This is a genomic window from Aminobacter sp. GW821-FHT11F06 (genome assembly GCF_058808215.1).
Map to the genome: position 1 here is coordinate 56264 of NZ_JBXARL010000003.1, position 24393 is coordinate 80656.

15 protein-coding genes, 1 tRNA gene and 1 pseudogene are annotated in these 24393 nt (G+C 61.6%); 10 read left to right on the top strand and 7 right to left on the bottom strand.

Going from position 1 to position 24393, the window contains the following annotated elements; translation table 11 throughout:
* Positions 1–7 precede the first annotated feature (7 nt).
* The 3 genes from AC1RTB_RS08225 (at position 8) to AC1RTB_RS08235 (ending at position 6058) form a co-directional block, all read left to right on the top strand.
* Positions 8–952, top strand: coding sequence for a DUF2950 family protein (locus AC1RTB_RS08225; RefSeq protein ID WP_492878072.1), 945 nt, complete (start codon positions 8–10; stop codon positions 950–952).
* A gap of 228 nt (positions 953–1180) precedes the next feature.
* On the top strand, positions 1181–2110 hold the full coding sequence (locus tag AC1RTB_RS08230) for a SphA family protein (protein WP_492878070.1): 930 nt from the start codon (positions 1181–1183) through the stop codon (positions 2108–2110).
* A gap of 687 nt (positions 2111–2797) precedes the next feature.
* Positions 2798–6058 (top strand): autotransporter family protein, encoded by a 3261-nt coding sequence (locus AC1RTB_RS08235; RefSeq protein WP_492878068.1) that lies wholly within the window; start codon positions 2798–2800, stop codon positions 6056–6058.
* A 33-nt stretch (positions 6059–6091) separates the two neighbouring features.
* Here the strand turns inward: AC1RTB_RS08235 and AC1RTB_RS08240 are convergent.
* Positions 6092–6372: pseudogene (locus AC1RTB_RS08240) on the bottom strand (ABC transporter ATP-binding protein); the annotation flags it as partial.
* Between the two features lie 52 nt (positions 6373–6424).
* On the opposite strand from AC1RTB_RS08240, the gene AC1RTB_RS08245 reads away from it, so the two are divergent.
* Positions 6425–8095: a pilus assembly protein TadG-related protein gene (locus AC1RTB_RS08245; RefSeq protein WP_492878066.1), complete on the top strand. Its 1671-nt coding sequence runs from the start codon at positions 6425–6427 to the stop codon at positions 8093–8095.
* Between the two features lie 105 nt (positions 8096–8200).
* On the opposite strand, the gene AC1RTB_RS08250 is transcribed toward AC1RTB_RS08245, so the two are convergent.
* A tRNA-Val gene (locus AC1RTB_RS08250) sits at positions 8201–8275 on the bottom strand.
* Positions 8276–8379: 104 nt separating this feature from the next.
* Positions 8380–8742, bottom strand: a complete 363-nt coding sequence (gene cpdR / locus AC1RTB_RS08255) for a cell cycle two-component system response regulator CpdR (protein ID WP_018429348.1) — start codon at positions 8740–8742, stop codon at positions 8380–8382.
* A gap of 228 nt (positions 8743–8970) precedes the next feature.
* Here cpdR and AC1RTB_RS08260 point away from each other — a divergent pair, with 228 nt between their 5' ends.
* A complete protein-coding gene (locus AC1RTB_RS08260; protein WP_492878064.1) occupies positions 8971–9861 on the top strand; it encodes an N-formylglutamate amidohydrolase in 891 nt (296 codons plus the stop codon).
* A gap of 227 nt (positions 9862–10088) precedes the next feature.
* Positions 10089–10859, top strand: coding sequence for a histidinol-phosphatase (gene hisN, locus AC1RTB_RS08265; RefSeq protein ID WP_492878062.1), 771 nt, complete (start codon positions 10089–10091; stop codon positions 10857–10859).
* A gap of 1 nt (position 10860) precedes the next feature.
* On the opposite strand, the gene AC1RTB_RS08270 is transcribed toward hisN, so the two are convergent.
* Entirely contained in the window at positions 10861–11820 is a 960-nt protein-coding gene (locus AC1RTB_RS08270) for an alpha/beta hydrolase (protein WP_492878060.1), read from the bottom strand.
* A 453-nt stretch (positions 11821–12273) separates the two neighbouring features.
* On the opposite strand from AC1RTB_RS08270, the gene AC1RTB_RS08275 reads away from it, so the two are divergent.
* Positions 12274–12744: an Hsp20 family protein gene (locus AC1RTB_RS08275; RefSeq protein ID WP_492878058.1), complete on the top strand. Its 471-nt coding sequence runs from the start codon at positions 12274–12276 to the stop codon at positions 12742–12744.
* A 53-nt stretch (positions 12745–12797) separates the two neighbouring features.
* On the opposite strand, the gene AC1RTB_RS08280 is transcribed toward AC1RTB_RS08275, so the two are convergent.
* On the bottom strand, positions 12798–13850 hold the full coding sequence (locus tag AC1RTB_RS08280; protein ID WP_492878056.1) for a threonine aldolase family protein: 1053 nt from the start codon (positions 13848–13850) through the stop codon (positions 12798–12800).
* 505 nt (positions 13851–14355) lie between these two features.
* Between AC1RTB_RS08280 and gltB the strand changes: the two genes are divergently transcribed.
* Together gltB and AC1RTB_RS08290 are read left to right on the top strand one after the other, a co-directional pair.
* A complete protein-coding gene (gene gltB / locus AC1RTB_RS08285) occupies positions 14356–19086 on the top strand; it encodes a glutamate synthase large subunit (RefSeq protein WP_492878054.1) in 4731 nt (1576 codons plus the stop codon).
* Between the two features lie 116 nt (positions 19087–19202).
* Complete coding sequence (locus AC1RTB_RS08290; RefSeq protein WP_492878053.1) at positions 19203–20657, top strand: glutamate synthase subunit beta; 1455 nt, start codon at positions 19203–19205, stop codon at positions 20655–20657.
* A 65-nt stretch (positions 20658–20722) separates the two neighbouring features.
* Here the strand turns inward: AC1RTB_RS08290 and AC1RTB_RS08295 are convergent, their stop codons facing one another.
* Complete coding sequence (locus tag AC1RTB_RS08295) at positions 20723–21964, bottom strand: SGNH/GDSL hydrolase family protein (RefSeq protein ID WP_492878051.1); 1242 nt, start codon at positions 21962–21964, stop codon at positions 20723–20725.
* A 16-nt stretch (positions 21965–21980) separates the two neighbouring features.
* Complete coding sequence (locus tag AC1RTB_RS08300; protein WP_492878049.1) at positions 21981–23207, bottom strand: lytic murein transglycosylase; 1227 nt, start codon at positions 23205–23207, stop codon at positions 21981–21983.
* Positions 23208–23458: 251 nt separating this feature from the next.
* Here AC1RTB_RS08300 and galU point away from each other — a divergent pair, with 251 nt between their 5' ends.
* Positions 23459–24346 (top strand): UTP--glucose-1-phosphate uridylyltransferase GalU, encoded by an 888-nt coding sequence (galU, locus tag AC1RTB_RS08305; protein WP_492878047.1) that lies wholly within the window; start codon positions 23459–23461, stop codon positions 24344–24346.
* The last annotated feature ends 47 nt before the right edge of the window (positions 24347–24393 follow it).

Below are 24393 nucleotides of genomic sequence, written 5' to 3' on the forward strand. Positions count from 1 at the left end.
GAACGACATGAACCGCCTGTTGATCGCAGCTATTGCCGCCATCTTCATTCTGGCACCGGGAAGCCACCCAGCGGTCGCGCAGGAAACTGCGACCACCGACCACGACTTCGACAAGTTCATCGGCGCCAAGCCGCCAGCATTCGACGACGTGGACGCCCTTGTCGGCGCGTTCAAGTCCGGATTGTCGGCGGGAGACAAGGCGGCCGTCGCCAAGCTGCTCGGGCTCGATCCGGCGGCAGTTTCGGCGTCCAAGGAGATCGACGGGAGCTTCCCGGAAATCCGGGACGCCGCAGCGCAGTCCCTCACTGTCGACGAGGCCAGCCCCGATCGCCACACGCTCGTGCTGGGCGACAAGGCCTGGCCATTCCCGTTCCCGATCGTGAAAGCCGACGGCAAGTGGTCGTTCGATACGGTTGCCGGTCTCGAAGAGGTCATCAACCGCCGCATCGGCGAGAATGAACTCACAGCGATTGCCGCCATGCGGGGTTATGTCGACGCGCAGGAGGTCTATCGCAAGACCGATTGGAACCAAGACGGCGTGCTCGAATATGCGCAAAACCTGGTCAGCACGCCCGGCACCTATGATGGCCTCTACTGGCAATCCGGAGATGGGATTCCCGAGAGCCCGGCGGGCGAGTTCGTCGACGACAATGCCCTGCAGGCTCCGGAAGACGGCTATTTCGGCTATCGCTACCGCATCCTGAAAAGCCAGGGCGCAAACATTGCCGGCGGAGCGTATGACTATGTCATCAACGGCCATATGATCGCCGGCTTTGCACTGATAGCGACGCCCGCACATTACGACCGAAGCGGCATCGTGACTTTCGTCGTGAACCAGTACGGCACTGTCTACGAAAAAGACCTGGGAAGTGATTCGGAAAAGGCTGCGGCGGCCATCACCACGTTCAACCCTGACGACAGCTGGACCGTGGTCGACGAGCCGGGGGACTGAACAGACCCTGCCTTGCCTTTGAAATTGCCTGCGTTTTTGATGCAACGCTGGCAATTAATCTAAGTTCGGGGCCGATTGGGCTGTTGGCTTTTCAAGGCTTTTGAAGGCAGTATCCGCCAGCCAAGAAGCGGCCGGTTGCTTGGCGAATGGGGTAGGAACGCACACAGTCCAGTCTGGTGATGCATTTGTCCGCCCCATGGTCGACGAGGACCATTCGAGGGGATGACGATGAAGACAATGAAACTCGCGATTGCCGCGACAGCGCTTGCCTGCGGGCTGCCTACTGCTGCCTTTGCCACGGAAGCGGCAATGGGGCGTTATATTCCAGGTGTTTTTGTGACGCCGATGGCCGGCTTCCTGCCGCCGCCAGGCGTCTACTGGAACAGCGCCAATCTCTATTACAGCGGCGAAGCCGGCAAGGACCTGAACGTTCCGATCGGCGGCAAGACCAGGCTCGGCCTGGAAGCCACCATCGTCGGCACCACCTTCACCGGCATCTGGGTGCCGGAGCTGCAGATCGCGCCTGACACCTCGTTTGCAGTCAGCCTGTCCATCCCGGTCCAGAACATGGACGTTTCCGCAAGCCTGGGGGGCATCCACGAGAGCCAGTCCCAGACAGCGCTGGGCGACATCATGTTCGCGCCGACCTTCGGCTGGCATTCGGGCAAGAACTTCTTTTCGGCCGCCCTGCGCATCTACGCGCCGACCGGTGCTTATGATGTCGGCGCGCTCGACAATATCGGCATGAACTACTGGACCTTTTCGCCGACACTTTCCTACAGCTATCTCGACATGGCGCGCGGGATCGATGTCTCGCTTGTCGCCGGCATCGACTTCAACACCGAGAACACCGCCACCGACTACACCAGCGGCACCATGGCGCATCTCGACGCCTCGATCCTGAAAACGGTCACCGAACGCTTCTCGGTCGGCGTGTCCGGTTCGGTGCTCTACCAGATCGTCGACGACAAGGGCGGCATTGCCAAGGCCCTCGACGGCTTCAAGGGCCGCTCCTACTCGATCGGCCCGGTGCTGAAATACACCGCCGGCGCCAAGGAGAACCCGGTCAACATCTCGTTCGGCTGGTCGCCTGAGTTCGGCACCAAGAACCGCATGAAGGGCAACGGGCTTTATCTCGGGATTTCGGGCTCGTTCTAGGATATCGCTCCCCTTGCAGGGCACTTCGGCGGCTGGCATGGCCAGCCGTCAGTGATTGTTCGCGAGAGCTTGTCTTCATCGGCGGGATGCGCCGGGTTAGCCGGGTTAAAAAGCTTGGAGTTCGCTGCCATTGGCGGTCTCGACCTAGCCTGGCGGTTGTTGCCCAAAAGCAACAGCTGTTCGTCAATACGGATTTCCAAAAGCCAACTTGCTTGTGAAGTGCGACTTCTGGCCGCACCATGACAAGACTTTAGCGTGTCCGAGACTCGGAGGGTCGATCGATTGGTGAAAAGCAACTATTCGCCAGAGGTGCAAATTCCCTCCAAGGATGGGCGATTGTTTGCCTGGTTGCCTCTACCTAGAACCTTGGATCCCAAGAGGACACTGGCCACCGTTGCATTGGGGTTGGGTTCTTCCGTTGCGATCTCCTCTGCGGCTTGGGCTGTTTGTCCTGCACCGGGCAGTGGTATTGCTGCCAACGGCACGTCAGTCACCGAGACGGGATGTACAGTCACGACAAGCGGTGCCGGCCAGACCGGCGTTTCCGCTACAGGCGTCGGCGGGGTGGTAAACCTAAGCCAATCGACAATCACCACGACTGGAGCCAACGCTATCGGCGCCTTGGCCAACTCTCCGGGCCAGCTTAATTTTAATGGCGTCACGATCACGACAGAAACCGGGATAGGGATGAGCATCGCAGCCGGTGCCTCCGCCACTGCGAGCGGGCTCACCATCGTAACGAATGCATCCCAGCAGGCCCTGCACCCCATCCTGGCCATCATGCCGGAATTTCAGGCCCTTGCGGGCATCGATACGATGGACTCCGACCTGACAGGCGATCCGCGCATCGGGGTTTTTGTAATCGCTTCGCCGGCAAATGGAATCAACGTGTCGGGTTCCCTGGCACTCAACGGTACGACAAGCGTCACCAGCGGCATGACCGGCATAGCGCTGGGCGCAGGCGGCGACGTGACCGTGAATGGGCCTCTTGTGATCAAGGCGGGGCCAGGAGGAACTGCAAGCACCTATGCCTATGGCGCAAATCTTGGCAACGGCGCAAACCTCGAGATCAATAGCGGGATCGATTTTACCGTCGATAGCGTCGCCGGCAGCGGCATCCGGGCGGGGATCGGTGCGACGGCGACAATCAACAGCGGCGCCGCGCCCATCACCATCAATCTTGTCAACCTGACCAACGTTGGCATCAACAACGTCAACGAGGCGTCCGCGCTTTACGCGTCGGAAGGCACCATTACAGCGACTGGCAATCTTTTCCTCGATGCCAAACAGGGGCGAGGCTACGGTCTATGGACCGGATATACACCCACGGCAAAGATCGGCATCACCGGCAATACCCAGATCAATACCCATGGTGCCCAGGCATTCGGCATTCGGCTCGACGACGGCACAATGACCCTTGCCGGCGATCTTAGCATTGTCACCGGGGTGAACCCTTCCAACGCAGATGCTCAAAACGGGGCCGGCTCAGCCGGCTTGCGCGCCATCAAGGGCAGTTTGACAGTCAGTGGGACGACAAGCATCACCACTGTCGGGGGCATCAGCGCCGTCGGAAGTTCTGCACAGACCCGGGAATCGTCATATGGGGTATGGAACACCAGCTACAGCAGGCTTCAGGGCGACGGCGCCAACCTGACCTTCTCCGGTCCAGTGACGATCAGTACCCAAGGGGTTGCCGCCCATGGCGTCTACAATGACAGCGTCAGCGGCCAGATCCTGTTCGAAGGCCCGGTGACCATAACGACAAGCGGCGGGTCAGGCTCAGTCACCTGGCAGCGAACGTTTAATAGTATTCTTTCCACCATTCGCAATGAAACTGTCGGCGCGTGGGGCGTCAACAGCGCGATCTCGGGCACGACCACCTTTGCCAGGCCCCTGTCGGTGTCGACCACTGCAGATACATCGGGCGGCGTTCGCAGCATCGGTGGCACGATCGCCATGAATGGCGGCGCCACCATCAGGACATCGGGGGGAACCGCGCACGGCGTTTATGCCTCCGGCGCAGCCGCAGGCGCCATTACCTACAATGGCATTGTGAACGCCTCCGGCCTTGTCGATGTCAGTACTGCGGGCGCCGGTGCGCATGCCATTCTTGCGGATAAAGCGGGAACGATTGCTTTCACTGGCGGCGCAAAACTGCGGGTCACGGACGCGGCAGCCAAGACCATTTTTGCCCGCGAAACGTCGAGCATAACAGGCATCGGTCGTTTCGACGTGATCGGCGCCATGCAGTCCGAAGCGACCGCGCGCATCTCATTGGATATGGCGCCGTCTTCGGTGTTCACGGGAACCACCACACGCAATGATAGCTCGGTATTTGACCTGACTTTGCGCGACAGCCTCTGGACGATGACCGGCAGTTCCAATCTGAGCAATCTCGTCAACGATCCGAGCCTGATCGACTTCACCCCGCCTACGGGCGACCCGACCTTGCTTGCGAGCTACAAGACGCTGACCGTCGTCAACTATATCGGCGAAGGCGGCGCGATCGCGCTCAACACCTATCTCGGTGCCGATGGCTCACCTTCGGACCGGCTGGTCGTCGACGGCGGCACGGCGACGGGAAGCTCGGAACTGATCATCAAAAACACCACCGGACCGGGCGCGCTCACCACCGCCAACGGTATCCTGGTGGTCGACACCATCAATGGTGCGACATCGGTGCCGACGGCCTTCACGCTGAACGGGGATTTTGTCGCCGAAACCGGCGAGCAGGCAGTGGTCGGCGGCGCCTATGCCTATACGCTGCACTATGGCGGCGTCGGCACTGATGCCGGCGACAACAACTGGTATCTGCGTTCGCAGATTACCCCAATCGGGCCGACCCCGCCCGAGCCGCCGGAACCCCTTTTTCAGCCAGGCGTGCCGCTCTATGAGGTCTATCCTCAGCATCTTCTGGCGCTGAACGGCGTGCCGACGCTGCAGCAACGCGTGGGCAACCGCTACTGGACCGAACCAGCCCCGGCCCCCGAGACGGTGTTCTGCAAGGACGCCTCGCAGAACTTCCGCTGCGCGGTCTCCAGCGAACAGGCGCAATATTATGCCGGCTCGGATGGCACCCGTGCGTTGATCGAAGACCAGCGGGCGATCTGGGGCCGCATCGAGGGCAGCCACAGCAAAATCGAGCCAGCCTTCACCACCTCCGGCACCGATTACGACACCAATGTCTGGAAGCTGCAGGCCGGTCTCGACGGGCTGCTGCATGAAGCCGAAAATGGCTCCAGGCTGATCGGCGGCATCACCGTGCATTTCGGCCAGGCGTCGAGCGATGTGACCTCGTTCTTCGGCGATGGCAGCATCGACACCACAGGTGGTGGCTTCGGCGGCACGCTGACCTGGTATGACCAGAACGGCTTTTATGTCGACGGCCAGGCGCAACTGACCTGGTTCAACAGCGACCTGACCTCAAAGGCGCTCGAGCTTGATACGCCAAGCCTCGTCGACGGCAATGGCGGCTTTGGTTACGCGCTGTCGCTCGAAACCGGCAAGAAGATCGACCTCAACAACAGCTGGACCGTGACCCCGCAAGCCCAACTTGTCTATTCGAACGTCCATTTCAGCCGTTTCACCGATGTCTTCGGCGCCGATGTCTCGCTCGATAGCGGCGACTCCCTGCGCGGCCGGCTTGGCATCTCGGCCGACCACGACCAAAACTGGAAGGACGAAGAGGGCAAGACCAGGCGCAGCCATCTCTACGGCATCGCCAACCTCTATTACGAGTTCCTCGACGCCACCCAGGTCGACGTCTCCGGCACCAAGTTCGAAACGCGGCCCGACAGACTGTGGGGCGGGCTTGGTCTCGGCGGTTCCTACAACTGGAACGACGACAAATATTCGATCTATGGCGAAGTCTCGGTCAACAGCTCGCTGGAAAACTTCGGCGACAGCTACGCGCTGGCCGGCACCGCCGGCTTCAGGGTGAAGTGGTAGCGCAGCTCCGTCCGGCAGATCTATCGCCTGCAGACAACGCGGGCGAAAGGGGCAGCCGCTCGGCGGATTGAGCTGACACGGAATATAGCCGTCCAGGCGCGCGCGGTCACGCTTCGGCGCTTCGAGGTCGGGCACGGTTTCGAGCAACAGGCGCGTATAGGACAAATAGGTCAGCCCTAGCCGCTGCCGCAAATCCTTGAGCAGATTGAGCGCCTGCGCCTGCACCGACACGTCGAGTGCAGAGGTTGGCTCGTCGAGTAGCAGCAGTTCGGCTTCGGCGGCGAGCGTGCGGCAATCGACATACGCTGCCGCCGTCTGCGGACAGCCGGTGGTTGTAGCGGCGAAACTGTATTTTAAGTCGTTTGCGTGCAAAAGCTACGGCAACAAATACAGGGGGTTGTAGTGCTCAAGCGCTTTTGGCAATCGACGAGCGGCAATTTCGCGATCATGTTCGCCATATTGCTGCCGGTGCTGTTGGCTGCCGTGGGCCTTGCCCTTGATGTCGCCAATCTGACGAAAGCCAAGTCGGACCTGCAAAACGCGCTCGACTCGGCGGTGCTTGCGGCATCGCGCCTGAGCGACCAGTCGGGATCCCGCACCGACGTTTTCGATGCGTTCTTCAAAACCAACGTCGCCAACAGGCCGGCTCTTGCCAATGCGACGGCCAAGCTCGTGGTCGACCAGCGCGTCAACCAGATCAGGACCACAGGGACGGCCAACGCAGATGTGGTGTTGAACTTTGGTTTCATATTCGGGGAAAGCGCGCGCGTTTCGGCGGTTGCCAACGCTTTTGAATCGACCGCCCGGCTCGAGGTCGCGCTGGTGCTGGACAATACCGGATCGATGGGCGCGACCAACATGAAGGCGCTGATCGAGGGTTCAAAGGAGGTCATCAAGGCCTTGCAGAAGGTCAAGGCCGACCGGCCCGAACGCGAAATCCTCGCAGCGCTGGTACCGTTCGTCACGGCAGTGAACATCAAAAGCGCTGAAGGCTTCGACATGTCCTGGATCGACACCAGGTTGACTGTCCCGAACGACGAAAACAGCTCCAACGGCACCAATTTCAATTACACAATCGACGCGAAGGGCAGACAGTGGCGAACTGGCCATTGGCAACTCTTCAAGGCGCTGGAAGAAAAATGGAAGACTGGGCCGAAAGGCGCATGGAAGGGCTGTGTAGAAGCGCGCCTCGGTGACTACGCACTGGACGACACCGCACCCGATATCGCGAAACCCAACACCCCGTTCGTGCCCTATTTCGCGCCTGATGAGCCGGGTGATGCGAAACCGGCTGCCAATAGCGGGACCAACTACAACAATAGTTACCTCGACGATCTAAGCGGCAGTAAGGACAGCGATCGTGTCCGACAGAAATCGATCGCGAAATATTCCGATCAGGGTGTCCGCGACAAAGCGGTCATCAAAGAAACGCCGAACATGACGAGCGGTCCGAACTACGCTTGTCCGACGCCTGTCGTTCCGCTGACAGAAAATCTCATTAGGCTTGTGGGCGAACCAGAAAAAAAGCCTGCAGTCGAAGGCGAACTCGACAAGATGACATTCTGGAACGGCTCAGGAACCAATGTGTCGGAAGGGCTAGCATGGGGTTATCGCGTGCTGTCGCCCGGCCAGCCGTTCAATCAAGGTGATCCCTTCAAGTCGCCAAACACCTCCAAGGTGGTGGTGGTGTTCACCGACGGCGAAAACAACGTCTTTGGCGCGTCTGGTACTGCCATCAATTGGTCCGACTATGGCGCCTATGGGTTCCTGGAGCAGGGGCGGATGGGTTCGACAAATCGAGCGACCGCGCTGAAGAAAGTCAACGAAGCGACGAGGACCATGTGCAATAAGCTGAAGGCTGAGGACGTCATCATCTATACGGTGGTGCTGGGCGCCGACACTCCGGCCAACCGCGATCTCTACAGCACCTGCGCGACCCGCCCGAGCTACTATTTCCCGACCAAGAACACCACCGAGTTGAAGGCCGCGTTCCAGACCATCGCGAACTCGATCTCGCCGCTGTACGTCACCAACTGACTGAGGATCGACCGTCCACGAGGCGTTGACGGTCGAGCAACAGTGGCGAGCCCTGGCATTCGCCGGGCCGTCTGTCTTTTACCGTGTGATATCAGAGAGTTCGGATGGTGGGCGTGACAGGGATTGAACCTGTGACCCCTGCAATGTCAATGCAGTGCTCTCCCGCTGAGCTACACGCCCATCCGATGGAGGCGGATACACCATTTTTGATCCGGCGCGTCAATAGCGTGTTTGGCGGAAAAATGCGCCGGATCATCAATTCCCTTGCGACGCAAGGGAAGCGCCTATGCGGCGTGCAGCATCTTTTCGACCTCGTTGACGAGATCGCGCAGATGGAAGGGCTTCGACAGCACTTTTGCGTCGCGTGGCGCCTTCGAATCAGGATTGAGCGCCACCGCCGCAAAGCCGGTGATGAACATCACCTTGAGGTCGGGATCGATCTCGGTGGCGCGGCGCGCCAGCTCGATGCCATCCATTTCCGGCATGACGATGTCGGTCAGGAGCAGCGAAAAAGGTTCTTCGCGCAGCCGCTCGTAAGCGCTCGCGCCATTGTCGAAGTCGCTTACCTGGTAGCCGGCGCGCTCCAGCGCCTTGACCAGGAAGCGGCGCATATCGTCGTCGTCTTCTGCCAGAAGAATGCGTGCCATCAGTTTCCCGTCCGAATCAGCGGTCGAAGCCGCCCCCCAGCAGGGGCTTCGTTAACCATCTTGTATATGAGTGCCGGACGGTAAACATCAAGTGAATGCCGCGTCGGCGGAACGACGCAAACACACGATAAGCGGCGGTTATCCACATTTCGAAGTGCTGGACACGATCGCCGGCAGGTGGCACTTTCGAGCGATGAGCAAGTGCATTTCGCAGGTCCATCAACAAAGATGACCCCAGCCGAAGATTTCTCGGTGCTGCCGCCGTTCGAAGTCCGGACGAGTGCCGAGCAGCGTGTGCCGTTCGTGTTCAATTCGCCGCATAGCGGGCGCTGCTATCCCGACCGGTTCCTGGCCATGACCCGGCTCGACGCCACCTCCATCAGGCGCTCGGAGGATTGTTATGTCGATGAGCTGTTTGGTGCCGCTGTCGCCCTTGGCGCGCCGATGCTGGCGGCACATTTTCCGCGCGCCTATCTCGATGTGAACCGCGAGCCCTGGGAGCTCGACCCCCGAATGTTCGCCGAGCCGGTGCCAGCTTTCGCCAATATCCGCTCGGCGCGCGTTGCCGGCGGGCTCGGTACGGTGCCGAAGCTGGTGGGCGAGGGGCTCGACATCTATGCCAGCCGGCTGCCGCTGGCCGAAGCCATCGGGCGCATCGAATGCGTCTACAAGCCCTATCATGAGGCGCTGAAGCGGCTTGTCACGCGAACGCATGCGCGCTTCGGCTATGCCGTGCTTGTCGATTGCCATTCGATGCCGGCGTCGATCCGCATCGGCGACAGTGGGGTTCGGCCCGATTTCATTGTCGGCGACCGCTTCGGCACTTCTGCTGCATCTGCTCTGTCGGACTGTGCGATCGGTCTGCTGGCGGCGATGGGTTATACCGTGGCGCACAATAAACCTTATGCCGGCGGCTTCATCACCGAGCATTATGGCCGGCCGGCGCGCAAGCTTCATGCGCTGCAGATAGAGATCAATCGCGGGCTCTACATGGACGAACGCACGTTCAAGAAATCGGCGGGCTTTTATGCGCTGGCGGACGATTTGGCCCGGTTTTCCGCCGATTTGATGGCTGTTCCGGATCATTATTTCCTCGACCTGCCGCTGGCGGCGGAATAGCCGGGCCAGGAAACGGCTAAAAAAAGACCGCTCCTAAGAGCGGTCCAAGTCTAGGGAGGAAACGCCCAAGGAGGGCATGGACAGGAGAACCTGTCCGAAGTCGAGATTATTGTGCGCTGCACAAAAGTCAAGGCGCGCTTGGGGACTTTTTAAATCATGGTGATGTGGTTATTGCCGGCAGGGGTGGCGACGTGTCATCCACGCAACAGGTGAGATTGGGGTGAAAGATGGTCGACGCCGAGTTCATGCGACGGATCGCAAGTGTTGCCGCAGCCGAGACCTTGCCGCGTTTTCGCCGGCAAGGTGCGGTGGCAAACAAGCTCGCCGGCGGCTTCGACCCGGTCACCGAGGCTGACCAGGAGGCCGAGCGCGCCATTCGTGCGCTGATCAACGCCGAATTCCCCGATCACGGCATCCTCGGCGAAGAGCATGGCAGCGAAAACATCTCCAACAGCCATGTCTGGGTCATCGATCCGATCGACGGCACCCGCGCCTTCATTTCCGGCCTGCCGGTCTGGGGCACGCTTGTGGGATTGACTGTCGATGGCGATGCGGTTGCAGGCATGATGTCGCAGCCTTTCACCGGCGAGTTGTTCTACGCCGACGGCAAGGGCTCGCATTACGAGGGGCCGGGCGGGCCGCGCAGGCTTGCCGTGCGCAAGACCACAGCACTTTCCGAAGCGACGATGTTCACCACCACGCCGGCGCTGTTCAAGGGCGAGATGCGCAAGCGTTACAATCATCTCGAAAGCAAGGTGCAACTCGCGCGCTACGGCACCGATTGCTACGCCTTCGCCATGGTCGCGGCGGGGCAGGTCGACATCGTCGTTGATCCGGGCCTCAAGCCCTATGACATCGTGGCGCTGATCCCGATCATCGAACAGGCCGGTGGCATCGTCACCACCTTTGAGGGCGGTCCGGCCGAGAATGGCGGTGACATCATTGCCGCTGCAACGCCCGAACTGCATGCGGCAGCGATGGCGGTTCTCAGGGGCTAGATCAGTCCACCGTCGCGGGCGTGCCTGGCACGAAGGCCGAGAACGCCGCGAGCACTTGCTCGCGGTAGATGTCGACTTCCTGCAGGATCTCATGGCGCGCGCCGTCGATGGTCAATAGCGAGGCCACCCGGCAGCGGCGGGCATATTGCTCGACGTCGCGCGTCGACACAACCTCGTCGGCGCCTGCTGTGACGATCAGCATCGGCACCTTGAGCGACGCCATGAAGGCCGGATCGCGCACTGTTTCGGACGCCTTGGCAGCGGCCCGCAGCCAGGCGATGGTCGGGCCGCCGACCGACAGCTCGGGATAGGTGTCGTAAAGCAGGATGTTGCGGCGGTAACGTCGCTCGTCACTGGTCAGCTTGTTGAGCGCAAAGGGTGTTCCCTCGCGTGGGCGCGGCCCCCAGGCGACATAAAGCCGGCCGAGGCCGAGCCAGTAGAGCACAGTGGTGACGCGCTTGATCGCCTTCATCGACATGGGCGCGCCAATGACCGACAGGAACGGCGCCACCAGCACCATGCGCTGGACACGATTGCTCATCGAAGGGGCCGCGAGCATGGCGATCAGGGCGCCGCTCGAATGGGCAAGGATGAAGAAGGGGCCACGGCAGTCTGGCAGGACGATCTGCTTGAAGAAGGCCTCCAGATCCTTGACGTAGTGGTCGAAGCTTTTGACGTAGCCGCGATGGCCGTCGCGCAATAGCCGCTCGGATGCGCCCTGGCCGCGCCAGTCGAAGATGGCGACGGCATGGCCGCGCACGGAAAGGTCGCGGATGGTCTCGAAATATTTCTCGATGCACTCGTTGCGGCCCGGCAGCAGGATCACCGTGCCCTTGAAGGGCTGGCTGGTTGCCGGAAACAGCGCATAGCGCAGCCGCTTGCCGTCATGTGCGGTGAAGTTGCCGCCCGTGGCCCTCTCCGGAACCGGATTGCCGGGGATTTCGTGGAACAGGTCCGTCATCAGGCGCTTCGGCTTGGAACTCGCTGCCGTGGGATCAGGCTATCTCCAAGGGTGATAGAAAGGGCAGCGGCGAAAATCAAAGGAATTCCATCACAAGGCCAAAACGAATGAAGCCGGAGGCAGCTTGCGGGTTGCCTCCGGCCTCTGTCGTTCCGGGAGGAAGGGACGTTACAACCCGGTTCGGCCTCGTCAGCAGCGCGCTGTGGCGCTGCCTGTTCGTGAACTTGGGTGCACTTTAGGCGAGGCGACCTGAATGGATACCGAAGGGCCGGTTCATCTTCGGTTCATCGGCGGGCGTGAAAAGCTCTTTGACGAATGTCTTGAAATGGCTTTGGGCGGCACCCAAATGTCTCCTGCGGCGCCCAATATCGGGGCCGCTGATCACCGCCGGGACGCCAGGATGGGTTTCGGCACAGGTCACACGCAAACCTTGTTGCTCACTGGAGAACACCCATGCGTCACGTTGATTTTTCCTCGCTCCACCGCTCGACCGTCGGCTTTGACCGGCTGTTCAACATGCTCGACGGCCTTGGCCAGCCCGAAGGCGGGCAGACGACCTATCCGCCCTACAACATCGAGCGCACCGGCGAAGATGCCTATCGCATCAGCATGGCGGTTGCCGGCTTCTCGGAAACCGAGATTTCGATCGAAGCCCATCGCAATGTGCTGACGGTGAAGGGCGATCGCAGCAATGAAGCCACCGGCGAAGGTTCGGAGCTGCTGTATCGCGGCATCGCTTCGCGCGCTTTCGAGCGACGCTTCCAGCTTGCCGACCATGTCGAGGTCGTGGGTGCTGCGCTCAAGAACGGCCTGCTTCACATCGACCTGAAGCGCAACATCCCCGAAGAGCACAAGCCTCGCAAGATCGAGATTTCGGCTGCTCCGGCGAATGCCAAGCAGATCGAAGCCAATACCGTGAACTAACCAAACACTCCTCCCAAGGAGAAAAGGCGGCGTCTTCGGGCGCCGCCTTTTTGTTATCTGGCGATGAAGTCGCCGAAACGGCCGATCTCGTCTTCTGTCGTGGCGAAGCTGGTGACGAAGCGGTAGAGCGTTTCGTCCTCGCCGATCTGGCCGTCGAAGCCGGCCGGCGCGTGCCAGTCGTAGAAGGCGGCGCCAGCGCCTTGCGCCTTTTTCGCCACTTCCGTCTTGATCACGGCAAAGACCTCGTTGGCCTCAGGCTGCCAGGCGAGGCGCGCGACCGAAGAGCTTGTGATGGTTGCCGCGAGCTCGGCTGACATCGCATTGGCATGGCGAGCGGTATCCAGCCACAGGCCGCCATCGAAATAAGCGTCGAACTGGGCGGAGATGAAACGCGACTTGGAAAACAGCTGTGCCGCGCGCTTGCGCAGGAAGGCCATTTCCTTGGCGCGGTCGAGGTCGAACATGACAATGGCTTCGGCGCACCAGCAGCCATTCTTGGTGCCGCCGAACGAGACGATGTCGACGCCGCGCTTCCAGGTCATTTCAGCGGGCGTGGTGTCGAGCGACACCAGCGCGTTGGCAAAACGCGCGCCGTCCATGTGCAAGGGCAGCGAATATTTGCTGGCGACGGCCGAGACGGCCTTGATCTCGTCGAGGCTGTAGACTGTACCGACTTCGGTCGACTGGGTCATGGAGATCGCCGAGGGGCGGCCCGCGTGAACGATTTCCGGCGCGAAGCGCGCGACCGCGCGCTCCAGATTCTTGATGTCCATGCGCCCGAGCGCACCGTCGATCGGGTGCAGCCTGGAGCCGCCGGTGAAATATTCCGGCGCGCCGCACTCGTCCTCGATGATGTGGGCCTCGCGATGGCCAAACGAAATGCCGCCGGGCTTGTTGTAGGCGGCCAGCGCCAGTGAGTTGGCTGCCGTGCCGGTCGCGACGAAGAACACCGCCACTTCGCGCTCGAAAATCTCGGAGAAACGCTTGTAGACCGCCTTGTCGAGGTCGCCGTCGCCATAGGCGCGGCTGAAGCCTGCCGCGCTGGCATTAAGCCGTTCGGCGACCTTGGGATGAGCGCCGGCCCAATTGTCTGATGCAAAGAACATTTTGTGCGTCCGTAATATGGCTGCGGGAGCTGCGTGGCAGGATGGGCAAGAGCTAGAGCGGATTTGGCGATTTTCGGCAAGTCCGACGGCCGGATTTCGATTAAGGCAGAACCGGAAGGGCATTTGACCGATTGTTCAAAAATTACGCCGAATGCAGATCCTGCGAAACTTTCTGTCTTCTGGGAGGCGGAAAATTCGTGAATCGGTCTTGTGCGTATTCAAGAATTCTGTCATATCAAATTTAGGACAGCAGTGCTGTCTTATTTATCTGCCCAAAGCGAACCGGATTTGGCGTATGATGACGCCCTGTCCGGCTTCCGCTGCGAGCGCGGGTGGAGCTTGAGGCGGAAAGCCTTCCGTCCTGTTCCCCCGGACCCGCGGTTTAGGTGCCGGTCGCCGGCATCGAGCCGCAGAGAATATCGATAGCAATATCGGCATAACAGGGACAGGCACCCTGCCGTCCCAACTTGGATTGCCCGACAGGGCTATAACGGAGAACGAGACGATGACGGAGTTGACGCCATCTGTGACGACGGATTTTGTGCCGGCCGCGCAGACGAAAGCGGCCAACAATAAAACCGATCATCTCCGAACCCCCACCGGCTATGCAGCGCATGGCCTCTACGATCCGCGCAACGAGCATGATGCCTGCGGTGTCGGCTTCATTGCCCAGATGAAGGGCGTCAAGTCGCACCAGATCGTCAAGGACGGTCTGTTCATGCTCAACAACCTGACGCACCGCGGTGCAGTGGGCGCTGACCCGCTGATGGGCGATGGCGCCGGCGTTCTGGTGCAGATCCCCGACAGGTTCTTCCGCGAAGAAATGGCCAAGCAGGACATCGAGCTGCCGGCGGCTGGCCAATACGGCGTCGGCCACTGGTTCATGCCGCAAGATCAGGTCCTTCGCGATCATATCGACGAAATCATTCGCGAGTCGGCGCAGTCCGAAGGACTGCCGCTGATCGGCTTCCGTGACGTTCCTGTCGACAATTCCTCGCTGTCGAAGGCGCCGGAGATCGTTGCGTCCGAGCCGTTTCATCGCCAGGTGTTCATCGGTCGCACGCCTGAAATCGACGACGACGAGGAATATGAGGCGCGGCTTTATCTGCTGCGCAAGGTCATCTCGGGCCGCATCTATGCCGAAAACGACAACAAGGACATCGGCGCCTACTGCGTGTCGCTGTCGGCGCGGACCATCGTCTACAAGGGCATGTTCCTGGCCTTCCAGGTTGGCTCCTATTACAAGGACCTTGCCGATCCGCGCTTCGAAACGGCGCTGATCCTGGTTCACCAGCGTTTTTCGACCAACACCTTCCCCTCGTGGAAGCTGGCGCACCCCTACCGCATGGTCGCGCATAATGGCGAGATCAACACGGTGCGCGGCAACAACAACTGGATGGCGGCGCGCCAGGCCTCGGTCGACTCCGAGCTGTTTGGCAACAACATCTCCAAGCTGTGGCCGATCTCTTATGAAGGCCAGTCGGACACGGCCTGCTTCGACAACGCGCTCGAGTTCCTGTTCCAGGGTGGCTACACCATGGCGCATGCCATGATGATGCTGATCCCGGAGGCCTGGGCCAGCAACAAGCTCATGGATGGCGACCGCAAGGCGTTCTACGAATATCATGCAGCTCTGATGGAGCCGTGGGACGGTCCGGCGGCGGTGGCGTTCACCGACGGTCGCCAGATTGGCGCCACGCTCGACCGCAACGGCCTGCGTCCGGCGCGCTACATCGTTACCGACGATGACCGGGTGATCCTGGCCTCGGAGGCCGGCGTGCTGCCGGTCGACGAGAAGAGCATCGTCAAGAAGTGGCGCCTGCAACCGGGCAAGATGCTGCTGATCGACCTGGTCAAGGGCCGCATCATTTCGGACGAGGAGATCAAGTCCGAGATTGCCACCAAGCACCCTTACAAGACGTGGCTGTCCAACACGCAGATGATCCTCGAAGACCTCAAGCCGGTCGAGCCGCGGGCCTTGCGCAAGGACGTCTCCCTGCTCGATCGCCAGCAGGCCTTCGGCTATACCCAGGAAGACACCAAGCTTTTGATGTCGCCGATGGCGACGACCGGCCAGGAAGCCGTGGGCTCGATGGGCACCGACACGCCGATCTCGGCGATGTCGGACAAGTCGAAGCTGCTCTACACCTACTTCAAGCAGAACTTCGCCCAGGTCACCAACCCGCCGATCGACCCGATCCGCGAGGAGCTGGTGATGAGCCTGGTGTCGTTCATCGGTCCGCGCCCGAACATCTTCGATCTCGTCGGTTCGTCGCGGCGCAAGCGGCTTGAAGTGCGCCAGCCGATCCTGACCAATGGCGATCTCGAAAAGATCCGCTCCATCGGCCACACCGAGGACCGCTTCGACACCAAGACCATCGACATCACCTATGGCGTACAGGAAGGTGCGGCAGGCATGCCGGGCGCCATCGAGCGCCTGTGCGAGCGTGCCGAAGCTGCAGTTGCCGGCGGCTACAACATCATCATCCTGTCCGATCGCCAGATCGGCTCCGACCGCATCGCCATCCCGGTGCTGCTGGCCACCGCTGCCGTCCATCACCATTTGATCCGCAAGGGTCTGCGTACGTCGGTCGGTCTGGTCGTGGAATCGGGCGAACCGCGCGAGGTGCACCATTTCTGCTGCCTCGCCGGCTATGGTGCTGAAGCGATCAACCCCTATCTCGCCTTCGACACGCTGCTCGACATGCACAAGCGCGGCGAACTGCCGGAAGAGGTCGACGCCTACGAGGTGGTCTCGCGCTACATCAAGTCGCTCGGCAAGGGCATCCTCAAGGTGATGTCCAAGATGGGCATCTCGACCTACCAGTCCTATTGCGGCGCCCAGATCTTCGATGCGATCGGCCTCAAGACCGATTTCGTCGAGAAGTACTTCACCGGCACGGCGACCAACATCGAAGGCGTCGGGCTCGAAGAGGTGGCGACCGAGACCGTCAGCCGCCATGCTTCGGCATTCGGCGAGGACCCCGTGCTGCGCAACGCGCTCGAAGTCGGCGGCGAGTACATGTACCGCATGCGCGGCGAGGCTCACATCTGGTCACCGGATGCGGTTGCTTCGCTTCAGCACGCCGTTCGTTCGGGCTCGTGGTCGACCTTCAAGGAATTCTCGGCCCAGATCGACAACGAAACCGCGCGTGCCCAGAGCATTCGTGGCCTGTTCCGCATCAAGATGGCCGAGGAGGCAGGTCGCAAGCCGGTGTCGCTCGACGCCGTCATGCCGGCTGCCGAGATCGTCAAGCGGTTCTCGACCGGTGCGATGTCCTTCGGCTCGATCAGCCGCGAGGCACATTCGACGCTTGCCGTCGCCATGAACCGGATCGGCGGCAAGTCGAACACCGGCGAAGGCGGCGAGGAGCCTGATCGTTACCTGCCGCTGCCCGACGGTTCAGCGAACCCCGAACGTTCGGCGATCAAGCAGGTGGCTTCCGGCCGCTTCGGCGTGACGACGGAGTATCTCGTCAACTCCGACATGATGCAGATCAAGGTGGCCCAGGGCGCCAAGCCGGGCGAGGGCGGCCAGTTGCCGGGCCACAAGGTCGACGCGACCATCGCTAAGACCCGCCACTCGACGCAAGGGGTGGGCCTGATCTCGCCGCCGCCGCACCATGACATCTATTCGATCGAAGATCTGGCGCAGCTGATCTACGACCTGAAGAACGTCAACCCGGCGGCCGACGTGTCGGTCAAGCTGGTGTCGGAAGTCGGTGTCGGCACGGTTGCTGCGGGTGTCGCCAAGGCACGCGCCGATCACATCACCATCTCCGGCTATGACGGCGGCACGGGCGCATCGCCGCTCACCTCGCTCAAGCATGCCGGCAGCCCGTGGGAAATGGGCCTTGCCGAAACGCACCAGACGCTGGTGCTGAACGGTCTGCGCAGCCGCGTGGCGCTGCAGGTCGACGGTGGCCTGCGCACAGGTCGCGACGTCGTCATAGGCGCGTTGCTGGGTGCCGACGAGTTCGGCTTCTCGACAGCACCGCTGATCGCTGTGGGCTGCATCATGATGCGCAAGTGCCATCTCAACACCTGCCCGGTTGGCGTCGCCACCCAGGATCCGGTGCTGCGCAAGCGCTTCAAGGGCACGCCCGAGAACGTCATCAACTACTTCTTCTACGTGGCCGAAGAGGTTCGCGAACTGCTTGCCGCGATGGGCTACACCCATCTCGACCAGATCATCGGCGATGCCGATCTTCTGGAAAAGCGCGAGCTGATCACCCACTGGAAGGCACGTGGGCTCGACTTCTCCAAGGTGTTCTTCAAGCCGGATGCGCCGCGCGAGGCGGTTCACTGGACCGAGCGCCAGAAGCATCCGATCGACGACGTGCTCGACCGCAGGCTGATCGCCGAGGCAAAGTCCGCACTCGAATCCCGCCAGCCGGTGAAGATCGAGGCGACAATCCGCAACGTCGACCGCTCGACCGGCGCGATGCTGTCGGGCGAGGTTGCCAAGCGCTTCAAGCACAAGGGCCTGCGCGAGGATACCATTTCGGTCAAGCTGACCGGCACGGCCGGCCAGTCCTTCGGCGCGTTCCTTGCGCGCGGCATTTCCTTCGAGCTTGTCGGCGACGGCAACGACTATGTCGGCAAGGGCTTGTCGGGTGGCCGTATCGTCATTCGTCCGCCAGAGGATTCCAAGATCCTCGCCGAGGAGTCGATCATCGTCGGCAACACCGTGCTTTACGGTGCGACCGAGGGTGAGTGCTACTTCCGCGGCGTGGCTGGCGAGCGTTTCGCCGTCCGCAACTCGGGTGCCGTCACCGTTGTCGAAGGCGTTGGCGACCATGGCTGCGAATACATGACCGGCGGCGTCGTCGTTGTCATTGGCAGGACCGGGCGCAACTTCGCGGCCGGCATGTCGGGTGGCGTGGCCTATGTGCTCGACGAGGACGGCAACTTCGCCGAACGCTGCAACATGGCGATGGTCGAGCTCGAGCCGGTTCCCGAAGAGGACGACATGCTCGAAAAATTGCACCACCATGGCGGCGACATTGCCCATATGGGCCGCGTCGATGTGTCTGGCGACATGACGCGCCACGACGAGGAGCGCCTGGTGCAGCTGATCTCGAACCACATGCACTACACCGGTTCGACGCGCGCCAAACAGATCCTCGACGACTGGGCGAGCTATCGTCCGAAATTCCGCAAGGTCATGCCGGTGGAGTACCGCCGCGCGCTGATCGAGATGGAGCGCATGAGGATGGGCGTCGCGGCGGAGTAGACTTTACCTGCCGGCGTAGCGCCCAACTGGACGCACGCCATCGCATGCTTCATTGGAAGTGGTGGAACGATACGCCCGCGAGGTTCCCGCGAGGCTAGACTGACGAAAGTTAGACTATGGGCAAGGTTACAGGTTTTCTTGAAATCGACAGGCAGGTGCACAAGTACCAGCCGGCTTCCGACCGCATCCGGCATTTCCGCGAATTCACGCTGCCGATGTCGGACAAGGAAGTCGAAAAGCAGGCCGCGCGCTGCATGGATTGCGGCATTCCGTTCTGCCACGGGCCGACGGGCTGTCCGGTGCACAACCAGATCCCGGACTGGAACGACCTCGTCTACAATGGCGACTGGGACAACGCGATCCGCAACCTGCATTCGACCAACAATTTCCCCGAATTCACCGGCCGCATCTGCCCCGCACCTTGCGAGGAAGCGTGCACGCTGAACCTCGAGGACATTCCGGTCGCCATCAAGACCGTCGAGCAGGCGATCGCCGACAAGGCCTATGAGACCGGCTACATCAGGCCTTATCCGCCGGAGAAGAAGACCGGCAAGAAGGTGGCGGTCATCGGCTCAGGCCCTGCCGGCATGGCGGCAGCCCAGCAGCTTGGCCGTGCTGGCCACGACGTGCATGTCTATGAACGCGAGAGCCGCCCAGGCGGGCTGTTGCGCTTCGGCATCCCCGACTTCAAGATGGAGAAGCACTATATCGACCGCCGCGTCGAGCAGATGACGGGCGAGGGCGTGACCTTCCATTGCGGCGTCAATGTCGGCGTCGACAAATCAGTCACCGAGCTTCTGGCCGAGTATGATGCCGTTCTCTATTGCGGCGGCTCCGAGACGCCGCGTCCCGCCGGCATTCCGGGCGACGATCTCGAAGGCGTGCACGATGCGATGCCTTACCTCGTCCAGCAGAACAAGCGTGTCGGCGGCGAAGACATCCAGTCGGTTGCCTGGCCGTCCGAACCGATCGTCGCCGGCGGCCTGCACATCGTCGTTGTCGGCGGCGGCGACACCGCGTCCGACTGCGTCGGCACCGCATTCCGCCAGGGTGCTGTGCGCGTCACCCAGCTCGACATCCGCCCGCAGCCGCCGGAAAAGGAAAACAAGCTTGCCGTGTGGCCCTATTGGGCGACCAAGATGCGCACATCGTCGTCGCAGGCCGAAGGCGCCCAGCGCGAGTTCCAGGTGGCGACGCTCGAGTTCATCGGCGAAGAAGGCCAGCTGACCGGGGTGAAGTGCTGCGAAGTCGACGACAAGCGCAAGCCGATTCCGGGCACCGAGTTCGTCATCCGCGCCGATCTCGCTTTCATCGCCATCGGCTTTGCCGGCCCGCTCGCCGGTGGCCTGGTCAAGGAACTCGACGGCAAGCTCGACATCACCACCGACAACCGTCGCTCGACCAATGTCGCGGCCAACGACCACGACTACAAGACCAACGTCGACAAGTTCTACGTCGCCGGCGATGTGCGCCGCGGCCAGTCGCTGGTGGTCTGGGCGATCCGCGAGGGCCGCCAGGCCGCGCACTCGATCGATGTGGCATTGATGGGATCGAGCGTCCTGCCGCGCTGAGCCGACCCAATCCAGGCAAACAAAAAGGCGCCGCGAGGCGCCTTTTCCATTGGTAGATGCTGGTGCTACCGCTTGATCGCCGTCGTTGTCTCTGTGCCTTGTCCGGCTGGCAGTGGCTTGGGCGGCCAGGAGAAATCGTCGGCGCGACCGGCAGGCGCTGCCGGCGCAATGCCTTGCACGACAAGCTTTTCGCCGGGCGAGCGCGGGTCGCCCTTGGTTGCCGTTTGCGCGCCCAGCAATTCGGTGCCGCCGTCGAGCTCGGGGTCCGACAGCGAGACGGGCACCGTCCGGTCGATATTGACCGGAACGTTGAGCTCGCCGGGCGTTGCCTGCGGCAGGCTCGCCGGCACCACCGCTTCGGTGCCTTGCGGCGTGATGCCAAGCAGCTTGTTCAGCGGCTTTTCGGCATAGAATGCGAGCTTGCGCTTGCCGGCGCGGGTGACGTTGATGCCGTCATCGGAGCGCAGGCGCACCGGCTGGCCGTTGATATCAGGACCGCTGGTGACAAAGGCGCCGCCTTCATCGACAAAGCCGCCCCAGACATCGACGAACTCGCTCCCCGCTGCCTCGGTCGCGGCACGGTAGATGTCGTTGAAGGCGAGCATGTCGGTGCTCATCTTCGGCGATTTGAAAGCCGGCATGCCGACCCACAGGAACGGCACCTTGGTGGCGGAGATTGTCTTTGCCAGCGCTGCGGTGCGGGCTTTGTATTCCTTGGTCCAGGCCGCGTTCATCGGCGGCTCGCGGCTGTCGCCGACCTTCATCTGCTGGCGGTCGTTGGAGCCCATCATGACGATGACAGCGACGGGTTTTTCCTGCTCGATCAGCGCCTTGGCCTTCTCGGGCCAGTTGTAATAGTCGTCGCGCACGAAGCCCGAGGAGCCATTGGTCTTGTCGATGACGCGGACCTTGGCGTTGTTGGCGAAGACAGCACTGAGGCCCTCGGCGATGCCCGCGCCGAGGAAGTCGCCGATGACCAGAACGACCTTGGCGTCCGGCAATTTCTCGACCAGGGGAACGACCGGCTCGGCCGGCTTGCTGACTGCGTCCACAGTCGTCTTCGGCTTGCGTGGCGCCTTGCGGATCGTCCGCTGCGGCGCCTGCGGCTGCTCGTAGAGGTAAGGGTCGACGCGCGGTTCGCGGCGCGGCATGAACAGGTCGCGCAGCGACCAGCGCCGCAATATGCCCTCCTGGGCTGCCGCCGGAGTCGGCATGACGCATGAGATGGCGGTCAAGGCGACCGCCACCGCGACCAGTGGCATCGTCAGGCGCAAGAGCAAAAACCTTGAACGTCGTGCCGATGCCAAATGCAGCCTCCGGTTGCTAATTGCGCCGCAGCGATTTGAGCACTTCCATGCTCGGATGGCCGTCCGGCGTCAAGCCCAGCTGTGCCTGGAACGCCTTGATCGCCGAGCGCGAACCTTCGCCGATCTTGCCGTCGCTCTTGCCATCATAATAGCCGTGCGCCGACAGCCGCTTCTGCAACTCCTGCTTCTCTTCGAAGCTGAGCTTGGTGAAGGGCCGCTTCCAGTCCTGCACCAAACCACCGTAGCCGGCGATCTCGTCGGCAAGAAGGCCAACGGCGAGCGCGTATTTGTCGGCGTTGTTGTAGCGCTTGATGACGGAAAAATTCTTGGTCATCAAAAACGCCGGTCCACCGCGCCCGTCCGGCACCTTGAGGGTGGCGACGTCCGAACCGCGCTTGAAGGCCTTGCCATTGGCGCGTTCGACGCCGAGTGCCGCCCATTTGTCGAGCGTCATCGAGCCCGAGGGGAATTTCTGGCCCTGGGGCAGCACGACCTCGTAACCCCAGGTCTTGCCGGCCTGCCAGCCGTTCTTCTTCAGAAGGTTGGCGGCGGTGGCGAGCGCGTCAGGCACCGAGTTCCAGATGTCGCGCTTGCCATTGCCGTCGGCGTCGACGGCATAGGCCTGGTAGCTCGTCGGGATGAACTGGGTGTGCCCCATGGCGCCAGCCCAGGAGCCGACGAGATGGCTCTCGTCGATGTCGCCGCGCTGCAGGATCTTGAGCGCCGCGATCAGCTGGGTGCGGGCAAACTTCGCCCGGCGCTGGTCGCCATAGGCGAGCGTCGCCAGCGAGCGCACCACGTTGCGCATCACCTTGTCGTTCTTGAGGATTTCGCCGTAGTTCGATTCCATCGACCAGATGGCGAGCAGGACATAGCGGTCGACGCCGTAGCTGGCTTCGATGCGGTCGAGCCACGGCTTCCACTTGCGTGCCATCTCGCGGCCGACCGAGATCGACTGGTCATGCACGCGGTTGTCGAAATAGTCCCACACGGGTGCGGTGAATTCCGGCTGGAAGCGGGCTTTTTCCAGCACCTCGGGATCGGCGGCGGTCACGCCGCGAAAGGCACGGTCATAGGTCGAACGGGAGATTCCGTTGTCTGCGGCTACCGAACGGAAGCTCGCGACCCAGCGTTCGAAGCCGGGTTCGGCCGCCGCCGGGCCAGCAGGCAACAGTAGCGCGAGCGAAAGACCAGCGATCGCGGCAACGCCTGCGAGACTCTTGGCGGTTATGCGAAGGGGCATTCTTTCCTCCTTGGAGAGATCAGAAAGTCGATTCATCGCCGAAGCCGGTTAGCAATCAGTTTACCATGCGCCCCCTGGGGAACGAAAAACGCCCTTGGGGATTGTCTCTCCAACGGGCGGGACAATCAAGATCGCGTGATCGATGGTCTTGCCCCCTGTCCCCGAATATGTGAACGCGTTCAGTATTCCTCAATTCGGGCGTGACAATGTCACGTCTCGATACCCGTAATCTTCTATCGGACGACAACGCAATGAAGAGAGTTCGCAAGGCCGTTTTTCCGGTTGCCGGTTTGGGCACGCGTTTTTTGCCTGCCACCAAGTCGATCCCGAAGGAAATGCTGACTGTTGTCGATCGTCCGGTGATTCAATACGTGGTCGATGAGGCACGCGAAGCCGGCATCGAGCATTTCATCTTCGTCACCGGCCGCAACAAGGCTGTCATCGAAGATCATTTCGACGTCCAGTTCGAACTCTACGATACACTGGCCCAGCGCGGCAAAAGCGAACAGCTTGAACGGCTGCAGCGGCTGCAGCCGGGGCCGGGCCAGACCTCGTTCACCCGCCAGCAGGTGCCGCTTGGCCTTGGCCATGCTGTGTGGTGCGCGCGCGAACTTGTCGGCGACGAGCCCTTCGCGCTGCTTTTGCCCGACATGATCATGCAGTCGGAAAAGAGCTGCATGCGCCAGATGGTCGAGCTTTACGCCGAGACCGGCAACAACATCATCGCTGTGCAGGAGTGCGATCCCGCCGAGACGCACAAATATGGCATCGTCGGACAGGGCAAGGCCGTCCACACCGGCTTCGAGATCGAAGGCATGGTGGAAAAGCCCAAGCAGGGCACGGCACCTTCCAACCTCTTCATCAATGGCCGCTACATCCTGCAGCCGGAGATTTTCAACATCCTGGCCAGCCAGGAGCGGGGCGCCGGCGACGAAATCCAGCTGACCGACGCGATGCTGAAGCTCGAGAAGATGCAGCCTTTCTACGGCTACCACTATCGTGGCCGCACCTTCGACTGCGGCTCGCCGGAAGGCTTCGTCGAGGCCAATGTCGCCTTCGCTCTGTCGCGTTCCGATCTCAACAAGAGCATGGCCGGTGTCATCGAAGGCCTGCTGCACGAGATGAAGCCCGGCCGCTGATGCCATGTCGCTGACGCGCCAAATTTGGACGCGCAGCGGCGTAGCAA

What these genes read in the sequence shown, in the direction of transcription:
- AC1RTB_RS08300 (WP_492878049.1), bottom strand. Translation starts at nt 23,207, where the DNA reads ATGCCCCTTCGCATAACCGCCAAGAGTCTCGCAGGCGTTGCCGCGATC.
- gltB (WP_492878054.1), top strand. Translation starts at nt 14,356, where the DNA reads ATGACGGAGTTGACGCCATCTGTGACGACGGATTTTGTGCCGGCCGCG.
- AC1RTB_RS08270 (WP_492878060.1), bottom strand. Translation starts at nt 11,820, where the DNA reads ATGACGGACCTGTTCCACGAAATCCCCGGCAATCCGGTTCCGGAGAGG.
- AC1RTB_RS08225 (WP_492878072.1), top strand. Translation starts at nt 8, where the DNA reads ATGAACCGCCTGTTGATCGCAGCTATTGCCGCCATCTTCATTCTGGCA.
- AC1RTB_RS08280 (WP_492878056.1), bottom strand. Translation starts at nt 13,850, where the DNA reads ATGTTCTTTGCATCAGACAATTGGGCCGGCGCTCATCCCAAGGTCGCC.
- cpdR (WP_018429348.1), bottom strand. Translation starts at nt 8,742, where the DNA reads ATGGCACGCATTCTTCTGGCAGAAGACGACGACGATATGCGCCGCTTC.
- hisN (WP_492878062.1), top strand. Translation starts at nt 10,089, where the DNA reads ATGGTCGACGCCGAGTTCATGCGACGGATCGCAAGTGTTGCCGCAGCC.
- galU (WP_492878047.1), top strand. Translation starts at nt 23,459, where the DNA reads ATGAAGAGAGTTCGCAAGGCCGTTTTTCCGGTTGCCGGTTTGGGCACG.
- AC1RTB_RS08290 (WP_492878053.1), top strand. Translation starts at nt 19,203, where the DNA reads ATGGGCAAGGTTACAGGTTTTCTTGAAATCGACAGGCAGGTGCACAAG.
- AC1RTB_RS08235 (WP_492878068.1), top strand. Translation starts at nt 2,798, where the DNA reads ATGAGCATCGCAGCCGGTGCCTCCGCCACTGCGAGCGGGCTCACCATC.
- AC1RTB_RS08275 (WP_492878058.1), top strand. Translation starts at nt 12,274, where the DNA reads ATGCGTCACGTTGATTTTTCCTCGCTCCACCGCTCGACCGTCGGCTTT.
- AC1RTB_RS08260 (WP_492878064.1), top strand. Translation starts at nt 8,971, where the DNA reads ATGACCCCAGCCGAAGATTTCTCGGTGCTGCCGCCGTTCGAAGTCCGG.
- AC1RTB_RS08230 (WP_492878070.1), top strand. Translation starts at nt 1,181, where the DNA reads ATGAAGACAATGAAACTCGCGATTGCCGCGACAGCGCTTGCCTGCGGG.